Genomic DNA, 11,863 nt, shown 5'->3' on the forward strand with positions numbered 1-11,863 from the left:
ATATGCGCCGATTCCTGGATGGCCTCTACAACGGGGCCGGGGCGCTGGGCGCCCTTTGTGTGTTCCTGATCTTCGTGCTGATGATTGCCGCCGGTGTGGGCCGGCAGATGAATTGGCATGTGAGCGGGCTCAACGACGTGGTGGCCTGGCTTTGCGCCGCCGCCGCCTTCTTCGCCATGGCGCACGCGTTTCGCCACGGCGACTTTGTGCGCGTGACGCTGCTGCTCGACAGCGTGAGCCCCAAGGTGCGCCGTGTGCTGGACGTGATCTGCCTGCTGATCGCCTCGGTCTCGGTGGCCTACCTGACCTACGCCGCCAGCAGCTTCACCTGGGAAAGCTACGAGTTCGCCGAGATGGCCACCGGCCTGGTGGTGATTCCGATCTGGATTCCGCAATCCACCTTTGTCATTGGTTGCTGGTTGCTGCTGATCGCCATGGTGGACGAACTGGTCGGTGTGGTGCGTGGTGAAAAGCCAAGCTACCAGCGCGCCATTGAAGAGCGGCACGCGGCGGGCGATTTTTCATCCGACGTCTGAGCTTTTTGAAGTAGTTAAAAAATGAAAACAACACTGTTTGTTCAGGGAGCTTGGCAACCATGATGGATACTTTATTGATGGGCGCAGGCTTGCTGCTCATCATGCTGCTGCTGTTGTCGGGCGGTGTGTGGATCGCCATGACACTGGCGATTGTGGGTTGGGTCGGTCAGGCCTTCTTCACCAACACCTTGCCAGCGAAAAACCTGTTTTCCTCTTTCTGGGAAAGCAACGCCAGTTGGGAACTGGCCGCCTTGCCGCTGTTCATCTGGATGGGCGAAATCCTGTTTCGCACCAAGCTCAGTGAAGAGATGTTTGAAGGTTTGCGCCCCTGGCTGAACCGCGTGCCCGGCCGCTTGATGCACACCACCATCATCGGTTGTGGTGTGTTTGGCTCGGTCTCCGGCTCATCGGCCGCCACCTGCGCCACCATTGCCAAGGTCGCCCTGCCGGAACTCAAGCGCCGCGGCTACGACGAGAAGCTGGCCATAGGCTCGCTGGCCACTGCCGGCACGCTGGGCATCTTGATTCCGCCGTCCATTACCATGGTGGTGTATGCCGTGGCGGCCGATGCGTCCATCATTCGTATCTTCCTGGCGGGCTTTCTGCCGGGCTTTTTGCTGATGGCGCTGTTCTCCGGCTACATCGCCTGGTGGAGCATACGCAACCCCGACAAAGTGCCGGCAGCCGACCCACCCACCACCTTCATGGAGAAGATCCGCCTCTCCGGCAATTTGATTCCGTGTGCGCTGCTCATCGTCTTCATCGTCTGGGTGCTGGTCGCCGGTTGGGCCACGGCCACCGAATGCGCGGCGTTTGGTGTGCTTGGTTCACTGGCCATCGCCGCCTGGGGCAAAAGCCTGAGCTGGAAGAACTTCAAAGACGCACTGATGGGCGCCACACGCACCAGCTGCATGATCATGTTCATCCTGGCGGGCGCCGCGTTCCTGACCAAAACCATGGCCTTCACCGGCATTCCGCGCGAGCTGGCCGAGTGGGTGGACAGCATGCACCTGTCACCTTACGCACTCATTGGCGCGCTGGTGGTGGTGTATTTGATTCTGGGCACCGCACTCGACGGCATCAGCATGATTGTGCTCACCAGTGCCGTGGTCTTGCCCATGATCCAGAAGGCTGGCTTCGACCTGATCTGGTTTGGCATCTTCATCGTGCTGCTGGTGGAAATTGCCGAGGTCACACCGCCAGTGGGCTTCAACCTGTTTGTGCTGCAGAACATGACCGGCAAAGACAGCAACATCATCGCCCGCGCCGCCATTCCGTTCTTCTTCTGCCTGGTGGTGTGTATTGCACTGATCACGGTGTTCCCAAGCATCGTGACCATACTGCCGGACGTATTCATGGGGGCGGACCACTAGAATCCGCCGCATGTTTGCTGCTGCACTTCCCGTTGTCGCCATTTCCGTCGGCGCCTCGCTCGGCGCCCTGGCCCGCTGGCGTTTGGGCCTTTGGCTCAACCCCGGCGGTCTTTTGCCTTGGGGCACACTCGCCGCCAACCTGGTTGGCGGCTACCTCATAGGAGTCTGCGTAGGGGTGTTCCAAGCCTTGCCACAGCTAGATCCGGTGTGGCGCCTGGTGTTGGTGACGGGCTTTTTGGGCGGCTTGACCACGTTCTCTACCTTCTCAGCAGAAGTGGTGGCGATGCTGCTGCAGCAACGCTACGCCCTGGCCCTGGGCATAGCGGCGGTACACGTGCTGGGCTCCTTGGCGCTGACTGTTCTGGGCATCAAAACCGCTATGCTCTTTGTAGCTGGTTCAGCAGCTTAGCTCGGCGCCAAAGGCCTATTCTGTCCAAACTCTAGCGATGGCCGTGCCCGTGGCCATGGCCGTGACCATAACCGTTGTAATAGCCGCGACCGTAGTAGCCGGGCCGCACATACACCGGGCGTGGCGCCACATACACCGGCGGCGCATAAATCACGGGGCGCGGCGCCACATAAACCGGCGCGTAGCCAGGTTGCACATAGGTCACGGGCGGCGCATAACTCTGCACGTAGCCGGGTGCATACACCGGCGCTGGTGCAACGTAGACCGGTGCAGGCTGCACATAACCGTAGCCGTTGCCCACGGCCACGGCTGCGCCCGGCACACCAATGCCCACCGACCAACTGACATCACTACGGGCCTGGGCCACACCGGCGGCACTCAGGGCGACGATGGCCAACACACCGGCAGCGGCGCGGGCCAGGAAAGAGGTTTTGAGCGACATGGAAATCTCCTTTAAGTCGTCTGAAAAGCGGCCAAATCGAAAATCTGACCCTATTCCATTAACGCGCCAATCGTAGTTTGGACTACGGCATGTCTTGTGAATCCTGGTTCCCAAACGTAACAACGCCAGAGCCCGCCTAAAATCAATCCATGAGCTCCCCCACCCCCCATTCCGCTGCCCCCGCGCACGACACCGCCACGCCCGACCAAGCCGTCAAACCCAGCAACTTTTTGCGCCAGGTGATCGAATCCGACCTGGCCCAAGGCCAGTACAACGGTCGCCAATGGGCCGGCACACCGGGTGATGCCGCGCACCACGCCGCCGGCATGACAGACCCGGCGAAAGTGCGCATGCGCTTTCCGCCCGAGCCTAACGGCTACTTACATATTGGCCACGCCAAAAGCATCTGGCTGAACTTCAGCCTGGCGGCCGAATACGGCGGTGTATGCCATCTGCGTTTTGACGACACCAACCCCGAAAAAGAAGAACAAGAGTACGTCGACGCCATCCGTGACGCCATCAGCTGGATGGGCTACGAGACCCTGCTGGCCGACCGCCCCAGCGCACCCGGCACCTTGCAGCCGCACGAATACTTTGCCAGCAACTACTTCGACTTCATGTACCGCGCCGCCGAATACCTGGTGGAGCAAGGCCTGGCCTACGTGGACGAACAAACGCCCGAGCAGATGCGCGCCAACCGAGGCGACTTCACCACGCCCGGCACCAACAGCCCGTTCCGCAGCCGCACACCCGCCGAGAACCTGGCACGCCTGCGCGAAATGAAGGACGGCAAGCTGGCCGACGGCGCCGCCGTGTTGCGCGCCAAGATCGACATGGCCAGCCCCAACATCAATATGCGCGACCCGGCGCTGTACCGCATCCGCCGCGCCACACACCACAACACCGGCGACACCTGGTGCATCTACCCGATGTACACGTTTGCCCACCCCATCGAAGACGCGCTGGAACAAATCACCCACAGCATCTGCACACTGGAATTTGAAGACCAGCGCCCGTTCTATGACTGGCTGCTCGACCGCTTGGCCGAAGGTGGCCTGATCGCCAGCCCGCACCCACGCCAATACGAGTTTGCGCGGCTCAACATCAACCACATCGTCACCAGCAAACGCAAGCTGCGCCAACTGGTGGAAGAAAACCATGTGAACGGCTGGGACGACCCGCGCATGCCCACCCTGGCCGGCCTGCGCCGCCGGGGCTATACCGCCGACGCACTGAAGCTGTTCAGCGAACGCAGCGGTGTCACCAAGTCCGGCGGCTGGACCGACTACGCCAGCCTGGAAGCCGCACTGCGCGAAACACTGGAGACCAGCGCCCACCGCGGCATGGTGGTGCTAGACCCGGTCAAGTTGGTGCTCACCAACTGGGATGACGTGATGGGTGCTGGCCACCTTGAGCCCTGCACCCTGCCCGCACTGCCCCATCCACCCGAAGGCATGGCCGAGCCCGCACCGCGCCAGTTCACCATTGGCAAGGAGGTGTGGATAGACCGTGAGGACTTCGCCGAAGTGCCACCCAAGGGTTACAAACGCCTGTTCCCCGGCAACAAGGTGCGCCTCAAAGGCGGCTACGTTGTGGAATGCACGGGTTGCACCAAAGATGCCAACGGCCACGTCACCGAAGTGCTGGCCAACGTGGTGCCCGACACCAAGAGCGGCACACCCGGCGCCGACTCGGTAAAGGTCAAGGCCGCCATCACCTGGGTGGGTGTGGCCGACGGCGTGGCCGCCGAAGTGCGTCTCTACGACCGCCTCTACCTCGAAGCCCAACCCGACGCCGGCGGCAAAAACCACCTGGAAAGCCTGAACCCGAACAGCCTGAAAGTGGTCACCGCCATCGTCGAGCCGTCACTCGCCAAAGCCCAAGCCGAACAGAAATTCCAGTTCGAGCGCCACGGCTACTTTGTCGCCGACAAGCGGGATCACCAGGCCAACAAGCCGGTGTTCAATCTGGCGGTGGGCTTGAAGGACAGTTGGGGCAAATAAGCTCAGCCCTGAACACGCTGTCTCAACCAAGCCAACAATAGCCTTTCGCGCTTTTGTTGGCTTGGCTCGGTTGCCTCGGGCTCGCAGATGGCGCCACGCGACCACCGCGCACGCGCAAGCAGCCGCATAAAAAGCGGCGATTCGATCTTCAACACCGGAGAGTCGTTTGACCGCAGGGGCTGGGAACCGGCTTTTCCAGGTTCATTCCAGATTCTTTTCAGGCCGCATTCTGGCCATCAGCGCAGATGTCGCCAAAGGTGGCGGCCATCCAAGCGGCGCCGCAGCCGCGCCTGCGCCAATCACCCATTGCCGGCCTACAACCCGCAAAAACGGCCGAACGCGCCAGCAACAGCGTGCCTTCAGGGGTGTGATGTTGTAACAACACCCAGCAATTTGTAAGCTATCTTTTTGGGCTTGGCCCGGCGCCAGGCCCTGCATCTATACAGAATGTAGAAATAATGGTGGGCTGGAGATGCACTGCGGCACCCCGGCCCGAATACGGGCGAGCACTGCAACAAGCCAAGCATCCGACCCCACCCTGATCCGCACGACCAGCCCCTTGCTGACGTCAGCAGAGCATCCTTGAAGGGCACGCACAGGAATGAAGATTCAAGCCAGAGGGCTGCCGGTCAGAGCAGCCATTGCAGGCATGGTGGTTGGGGCCATGGTGATCATGACCATTGTGGTGCTTTCCATAGGCTGGTTCGGCTCGCGGCAGATTCTGCTCGACACCGCCACCCGCACCGCACGCGATGCCGGTCAGATCACCATAGAACGCTCGCGGCGCATGATAGACCCGGGCGCTGCCACGCTGCGCACGCTGACCTTTGACCCCATCGTGACATCCACGCGCCTGGAGGACCGGCTGAGCCGCGTAGGCGTTTTCGCCGCAGAGTTGTCGGCGAACGAACTGGTCTCGGCAATCTACGTCGGCTTTGAGAATGGCGACTTCCTGCTGGTACGCCCGCTGGACCAGCGCGACATTCGGCAACGTTTCCAGGCGCCCACACAAGCCAACTTTCTGGTGCAGACGGTCACCACCAACGCCCAGGGCGTAAGGGTCGGGGCCTACCATTTTTTCGACGCCAGCAACCGCCTGCTGCTGCAGCGCGAGATACCCGATTACCAGTTCGACCCGCGCCAGCGCGCCTGGTATGTGGCCGCCAAAGACACCGTCTCAACCGTGGTCTCCAAACCCTACGTGTTCTTCTCCACCCGCCAGGTCGGCATCAGCCTGTCGAAACTGGCCACCAATGGCAAGACCATCGTGGCGCTGGACATGACGCTGGACGACCTCGCCAACAGCCTGGGCGATCTGCGCATCACGCCGGGTTCAGAGCTGGCACTGGTCGGCGAGCAGAACGAAGTTGTGGCCTATAGAGACATGCGTGCCGTGCTGCTGCAGCGCGAAAACTCGGACGAGATCGGCTTTCGCACACTGTCTGACCTGGGGGTGCAAGCACTGACACGTTTGCAAGCGCAGCCACAGGATGAACGGGCCGTGTCTTACCAGGCGGACGGCAAAGACTGGCTAGGCATCTCCATGCCGTTTGATGCCATCGAAGGGGTTCGCCTGCGCCTGCTGGTCACCGCGCCGGCAGATGAACTGCTGGGCGACTTGCAACGCAGCCGCGACCAGTTGATCCTCATCGCCACGGGCTTGATCTTGCTGTTTTTGCCCTTGGGCTGGTGGGCCGGCAGCAGCATAGGCAAGGCCATGGAGCAAGTCGCTGCGCGCGCACGGCGCATGTCGGCATTCGACTTTTCGCGTCCGCCCTCACAGGCCTCCAGCATTCGCGAGGTGAGCACCCTGCATGAAGTGGTCGACAACGTGAGCGTGACGGTAGAGGCCTTTCTGGACATCAGCCACGTGCTGGGAGCCGAGGCCCGTATCGACAGCATGTTGGGGCAGGTGCTGGAGAAAATTGTCGCCGCCACGCGCAGCGACGGCGGCGGTGTTTATTTGTGGCAGCGGCAGGACGGCAGCATGCTGCGCGCGGCGCAGGCGGGTCCACAGGGCGGGTTGCAAGAGACATTTGCCTATGCCGCCAACGATGCCGACCGCCTGAGGTCACGCGCGCTGGACGCCACGCACCAACGTACTGAATTCGAGCTGCGCGGGCGCAGTGGCCAACTCGAAGGTCTGCTGGTGCTGGTGCACAGCGCCGACCAGATGCATGCGGCCCCCGAGTTCCAGGCCTTTGTGACGCGGCTGACCGGCATGTTGGCCGTGGCCATCGAAACCCGCCAACTGATAGAAGCGCAGAAGAATTTGTTTGACGCAGTGATCCGGGTGTTGGCCGATGCCATCGATGCCAAGAGTCCTTACACCGGCGGCCATTGCGAGCGGGTGCCGGAACTCGCCCTGATGCTGGTCGACCAGATGAGCGCCGACCAGACCGGCCCCTACGCGGCGTTTCAACTCAGTGAGAACCAACGTTATGCGTTCTACCTCGGCGCCTGGCTGCACGACTGCGGCAAGGTCACCAGCTCGGAACACATCGTCGACAAGGCCACCAAGCTCGAAGGCATCTACAACCGCATTCACGAAATCCGCATGCGCTTTGAAGTGCTTTGGCGCGATGCAGAGATCAGCAGCCTGCGCGCCCAGCTGGCGGGCGCTGACGCCACCACCGCGCAGGCCGAACTCAGCCAGACGCAGCAGCAGTTGCAGGCAGATTTCCGCTTCGTCGCCGAGAGCAATGTGGGCGGTGAATTCATGTCCGACGAGGCCATTGCGCGCCTGCGGCAAGTGGCGCAAACCCACTGGCAGCGCCATTTCGACGACACCCTGGGCCTGGGTGTGGAAGAGTTGCGCCGCCTGCTGCGCGACCGGCCAACGCCGGTGGAACTGCCCGCCACCGAACAGCTTTTGGCCGACCGCGCCGACCACATCGTTCCCTGGGGCGACCAGCGGCCGGCAGTGGAAATCGACGACCCGCGCAACATCTATGGTTTCGACATGCGGCTGCCCGCGCAGCGGCAAAACATGGGTGAATTGCACAACCTCAGCATTCGGCGCGGCACCCTCACCGACGAAGACCGGTTTGCCATCAACGACCACATCGTGCAGACCTACATCATGCTCAAGAAGCTGCCATGGCCGGCGCATCTGGAGCAGGTACCCCACATCGCCGCCACACACCACGAAAAGATGGACGGCCAGGGCTACCCGCGCCGCCTACCCGGCGAAGCCCTGCAAACCACCGATCGCATCATGGCCTTGGCCGATATCTTTGAAGCGCTCACCGCCGCCGACCGGCCTTACAAACCGCCGAAAACCTTGTCCGAATCCTTGCGCATCATGGCCTTCATGAGCAAAGACCGGCACATCGACGTCGAGCTCTACCTCTACTTCCTGCGCAACGGCATCTGGCGCGTGTATGCCCAGCGTTACCTGAGCCCGGCACAGATTGACGAAGTGGATGTAGACGCACTGGCGCGCATTGCCCAGGCCCCGGCCCGATGAATGACGAACCGCATCACCACCCGCCGCTCTCTTTTCGACCTGAAGTTTTGATGACACCTGGACTTGATCACCACCGTCGCCGTCTGTCGCTGCAAGCCGTCTGCTGTGCAGCGCTTTGTATGCTGGCCTGCCCCACCTGGGCCCAGACCGCGCCCACGGGCAAGGTGGTTCTGACCATCAAGGGCAACGTAGCCAAGCCCAACGCCGGCCCGGACGCCCAGTTCGACATACACATGCTGCAGGGCCTGCGCCAGGTGTCTCACAGCGTCGACACACCTTGGTATTCACGCAAGGTCACGTTCAGCGGCCCGCTGATGCGCGATGTCTTGGCGGCTGCGGGCGCGACCGGCCAGAACATCAAGGCGGTGGCGATCAACGATTACGCCGTGAACATTCCGTTCAGCGACGCCACCCGATACGAGGTGATCCTGGCGCTGCAGATGAATGGCAAGGCCATGTCGCCGCGCGACAAGGGGCCCATTTTTGTGGTCTACCCCTACGGCCAGTTCAGCGCTGCCGAGGTCAAGCTCTACCACGACCGCTCGGTGTGGCAACTCGACACGCTGGAAGTGAAGTAGCGACCAGGAGCCTGTTCATGATCTATTGCGGGCCCCGAATAGATGATGAACAGGCTCTAAGAACTGAACTTTGTGCAAGGGGCCGGGTCAGCCTAGGGTTTTCACCAACCCACATCGCGACCATGCGCACCTCTCCCGCCCAGCCAGCTGCCAGCGAGCCCGTTCACACCTCCTGGCCTGCGCCCGATTCGGCACGGCGCTACGGCAGTGTCAGCCGTTTCTTCCACTGGGGCATGGCCCTGTGTTTTGCGCTGGTGTTTGCCGCCGCACTGGCGCATTACTTCGCCAAGGATTCGGCGCTCGATCAGTTGCTCTGGCAGGCGCACAAACCTGTGGGCGCGCTGTTGTTTCTGTTGTGGATCTTGCGCGCAACATGGGCACTGCTGCATGCGCGCCAACGGCCGCCGCACGTCAACCTGGCGGCCCATCTGGGGCATCTGGCGCTGTATGCCTTGATGCTGGCCGTGCCTGCGATTGCGCTGCTGCGCCAATACGGCTCGGGCCGGGCGTTTGCGCCATTTGGCATACCGCTGATGCAGGGACACGAGGACAAAATCGCCTGGATGACCGAACTCGGCAGCCTGCTGCATGGCGAGTTGGGCTGGGTGCTGCTGGCGCTGGTAGCGGGCCACATCGGCATGGCGCTGTGGCACCGCCGCCCAGGGCACACGAATGTTTTGCCACGCATGCTTGGCAAGCCGTAAGAACAAGACCCGGCCCGGTAGACTGGGTCACCCCAGCAGGCGGCGAGAGACTACTGAATTTATAGCTGCCTGCGATACACCTATAAGCGCCAAAGCCCCATTCCATGCATAACAACAAACCCGGCGATTTCAGCCCTTATGCCAGCGTTTTTTCCAGCCGCCGCACGGCCCTCGGCGCCATCGCAAGCGGGCTGCTGTTGCCGGCTTCCTGCGTTTTTGCGAAAGCGGCCCACCACGCCCCCGTAGCCTGGCCCCATGCGCTGCAAGTGCCGGGTGGCGTGGCGCACCTGGCGCTAGGCCCAGCCGCCACCCGCCCGGTGGTGCGCACGGCTGAAGGCGATTTGCCGGTGCTGGTGCTGGGCGACGCCAGCGGCTGGACCGCCGTGCTCGGCATTCCACTGGCCGCCGTACCGGGCGAAGCCAGCGTCAACATCAGCCCGGCCGAAGGCGGCGAAGCACGCAAGCTGGCCTACACCATTGCGCCGAAAAAATACCGCGAACAACGCTTGAAGGTGGCGCCGGGCAAGGTCGACCTGTCGGCCGAAGATGAAGCCCGCTACGAGCGCGAACGCCTGCATCTGCAAACCGTGATGGCCACTTTCTCGGAGCCACTGCCGTCCCATCTGAAGATGCGCGCCCCGGTGTCGGGTCGCCGCTCCGGCTCATTCGGCCTGCGCCGCGTCTTCAACGGCCAGGCGCGCAATCCACACAGCGGCATGGACATCGCGGCGCCCACTGGTACGCCCATCGTCGCGCCCCTGGCCGGCAAGGTCATCGACACCGGCGACTATTTCTTCAACGGCAACACCGTCTGGCTGGACCACGGTGGTGGCCTGCTCAGCATGGTCTGCCACCTGAGCCGCATCGACGTGGCCGTGGGCGATGTGCTGCCGGTGGGCAAACGCCTGGGCGCCGTGGGCGCCACCGGGCGCGTGACGGGGCCCCATCTGCATTGGTCCATCAGCCTGAACCGGGCCATGGTGGACCCGGCCTTGTTCATTCCTGCCTAATCCAAGCTAGGCCAAACTAGGCTTTCACACCCGCCACCTGCGGCCACAGCCGCACAGCCAAAGCCGCCACGCTGGTCAGCGTGGCCATACCGGCCAGTGACATCCAGCCCCATTGCGCCAGCACCAGGGCGCCGAGCGCACCACCGGCGGCCATGCCGGTGAACATGCCGACAAACAGCACCGCGTTCAGGCGGCTACGGGCGCCGGGGTCAATGCCGTAGATGATGGTTTGGTGTGCCACCAAGGTGGCTTGTACACCCAGGTCAAAACCAATCGCCGTGAGCACCAGCAGCACGATCTGCGCCTGCGGCACCAGGAAGTGCGCCAAGCCCATGGCGGCAAACGACAAGGCCGCCAAACCTGCACCGAGGCGGGTCACCAACTCTGGCCCCTTGCGGTCGGCAATACGCCCGGCCATGGGTGCCGCCAAGGCACCCGCAGCGCCAGCCAGACCAAAGGCCCCGGCGGCGGCCGCGCCCATGTGGAACGGCTCGCCATGCAGCATCACCGCCAGGGTGGACCAGAACGCACTGAAACCCACCGACAGCAAGCCCTGAGCCACGGTGGCGCGACGCAGCGCACCATGCCGTTGCCAGAGTTGCAGCAAGGTGGCGAGCAAGGCGCCGTAAGCCAGATGTGTGGTCGCCTTGAAACGCGGCAGGCCGCGCCATGCAGCCACGCCAATGGCGGCAATACTCACGGCGGCGGCCAGGAACATGCTGCGCCAGCCAAAGTGCTCGGCCACAAAACCGCTGACCACACGCGACAACAAGATGCCCAGCAGCAGGCCGGTCATCACCGTGCCGACCACTTTGCCGCGCTTGGCTTCGGGCGCCAGCGTGGCGGCGGCGGGCACGATGTCTTGCGCCAAGGTGGCAAACACGCCTATCGCCAGACTGGCGGCCAACAACACCCCGATATGCGGTGAGGCGGCCGCCACCAGCAGCGCCAGCACCAGCGCGCCAGCCTTGAACAGGATGATGCGGCGGCGGTCGTAACGGTCGCCCAGCGGCGCCAGCAACAAGATGCCCAGTGCATAGCCGAGTTGTGTCAGCGTGGGCACCAGACCGATCTGGCTGTCCGAGGCGCCAATGTTCGGGCCCAGCACACCCAGCATGGGCTGGTTGTAATACAGCGTGGCGACGGCCAGGCCCGCGGCCGTGGCCAGCAACAACACCAGTGAAGCCGGCAACGCTGGCCCGCTGGAGACGCCGGCAGCCACGGCCGGTTTGGCCAGATGGACATGCGTACTTTGAATAGATGACATGGTAGTTACCCGTATTTTCCAAGAATGAGGCGAGTGTCATCAGATTCCTTCAGTCTTGGTAGTAGCACACAC

10 protein-coding genes are annotated in these 11,863 nt (G+C 62.7%); 8 read left to right on the forward strand and 2 right to left on the reverse strand.

The features are described from left to right. The first annotated feature begins 2 nt into the window (after nt 1-2). The 3 genes from ACFQ95_RS05675 (at nt 3) to crcB (ending at nt 2,318) form a co-directional block, all read left to right on the forward strand. Nucleotides 3-536, forward strand: a complete 534-nt coding sequence (locus ACFQ95_RS05675) for a TRAP transporter small permease (protein WP_422829862.1) — start codon at nt 3-5, stop codon at nt 534-536. 62 nt (nt 537-598) lie between these two features. Then, a complete protein-coding gene (locus tag ACFQ95_RS05680) occupies nt 599-1,909 on the forward strand; it encodes a TRAP transporter large permease (protein WP_422829863.1) in 1,311 nt (436 codons plus the stop codon). 10 nt (nt 1,910-1,919) lie between these two features. Further along, entirely contained in the window at nt 1,920-2,318 is a 399-nt protein-coding gene (gene crcB, locus ACFQ95_RS05685) for a fluoride efflux transporter CrcB (protein WP_422829864.1), read from the forward strand. Between the two features lie 31 nt (nt 2,319-2,349). Here the strand turns inward: crcB and ACFQ95_RS05690 are convergent, their stop codons facing one another. Further along, nucleotides 2,350-2,760, reverse strand: coding sequence for a hypothetical protein (locus tag ACFQ95_RS05690; protein WP_422829865.1), 411 nt, complete (start codon nt 2,758-2,760; stop codon nt 2,350-2,352). Between the two features lie 149 nt (nt 2,761-2,909). On the opposite strand from ACFQ95_RS05690, the gene ACFQ95_RS05695 reads away from it, so the two are divergent. The 5 genes from ACFQ95_RS05695 (at nt 2,910) to ACFQ95_RS05715 (ending at nt 10,524) form a co-directional block, all read left to right on the forward strand. After that, nucleotides 2,910-4,763, forward strand: a complete 1,854-nt coding sequence (locus tag ACFQ95_RS05695) for a glutamine--tRNA ligase/YqeY domain fusion protein (RefSeq protein ID WP_422829866.1) — start codon at nt 2,910-2,912, stop codon at nt 4,761-4,763. A 601-nt stretch (nt 4,764-5,364) separates the two neighbouring features. Continuing rightward, complete coding sequence (locus ACFQ95_RS05700; RefSeq protein WP_422829867.1) at nt 5,365-8,232, forward strand: HD domain-containing phosphohydrolase; 2,868 nt, start codon at nt 5,365-5,367, stop codon at nt 8,230-8,232. Nucleotides 8,233-8,282: 50 nt separating this feature from the next. Beyond that, nucleotides 8,283-8,810, forward strand: coding sequence for a molybdopterin-dependent oxidoreductase (locus ACFQ95_RS05705; protein WP_422829868.1), 528 nt, complete (start codon nt 8,283-8,285; stop codon nt 8,808-8,810). Between the two features lie 122 nt (nt 8,811-8,932). Next, nucleotides 8,933-9,514 (forward strand): cytochrome b, encoded by a 582-nt coding sequence (locus ACFQ95_RS05710; protein ID WP_422829870.1) that lies wholly within the window; start codon nt 8,933-8,935, stop codon nt 9,512-9,514. Between the two features lie 104 nt (nt 9,515-9,618). Then, complete coding sequence (locus tag ACFQ95_RS05715; RefSeq protein ID WP_422829871.1) at nt 9,619-10,524, forward strand: peptidoglycan DD-metalloendopeptidase family protein; 906 nt, start codon at nt 9,619-9,621, stop codon at nt 10,522-10,524. Between the two features lie 16 nt (nt 10,525-10,540). Here ACFQ95_RS05715 and ACFQ95_RS05720 read toward each other — a convergent pair whose 3' ends face one another. Next, complete coding sequence (locus tag ACFQ95_RS05720) at nt 10,541-11,791, reverse strand: MFS transporter (RefSeq protein ID WP_422829872.1); 1,251 nt, start codon at nt 11,789-11,791, stop codon at nt 10,541-10,543. Between the last annotated feature and the right edge of the window lie 72 nt (nt 11,792-11,863).

It is taken from the genome of Variovorax sp. HJSM1_2 (assembly GCF_049316285.1).
GTDB lineage: Bacteria > Pseudomonadota > Gammaproteobacteria > Burkholderiales > Burkholderiaceae_C > Rhodoferax_B.

Excerpts from the sequence above, each read along its gene's own strand:
- ACFQ95_RS05705 (WP_422829868.1), top strand. The coding sequence starts at position 8,283 with ATGACACCTGGACTTGATCACCACCGTCGCCGTCTGTCGCTGCAAGCC.
- ACFQ95_RS05715 (WP_422829871.1), top strand. The coding sequence starts at position 9,619 with ATGCATAACAACAAACCCGGCGATTTCAGCCCTTATGCCAGCGTTTTT.
- ACFQ95_RS05720 (WP_422829872.1), bottom strand. The coding sequence starts at position 11,791 with ATGTCATCTATTCAAAGTACGCATGTCCATCTGGCCAAACCGGCCGTG.
- ACFQ95_RS05675 (WP_422829862.1), top strand. The coding sequence starts at position 3 with ATGCGCCGATTCCTGGATGGCCTCTACAACGGGGCCGGGGCGCTGGGC.
- ACFQ95_RS05695 (WP_422829866.1), top strand. The coding sequence starts at position 2,910 with ATGAGCTCCCCCACCCCCCATTCCGCTGCCCCCGCGCACGACACCGCC.
- crcB (WP_422829864.1), top strand. The coding sequence starts at position 1,920 with ATGTTTGCTGCTGCACTTCCCGTTGTCGCCATTTCCGTCGGCGCCTCG.
- ACFQ95_RS05690 (WP_422829865.1), bottom strand. The coding sequence starts at position 2,760 with ATGTCGCTCAAAACCTCTTTCCTGGCCCGCGCCGCTGCCGGTGTGTTG.
- ACFQ95_RS05710 (WP_422829870.1), top strand. The coding sequence starts at position 8,933 with ATGCGCACCTCTCCCGCCCAGCCAGCTGCCAGCGAGCCCGTTCACACC.
- ACFQ95_RS05680 (WP_422829863.1), top strand. The coding sequence starts at position 599 with ATGGATACTTTATTGATGGGCGCAGGCTTGCTGCTCATCATGCTGCTG.
- ACFQ95_RS05700 (WP_422829867.1), top strand. The coding sequence starts at position 5,365 with ATGAAGATTCAAGCCAGAGGGCTGCCGGTCAGAGCAGCCATTGCAGGC.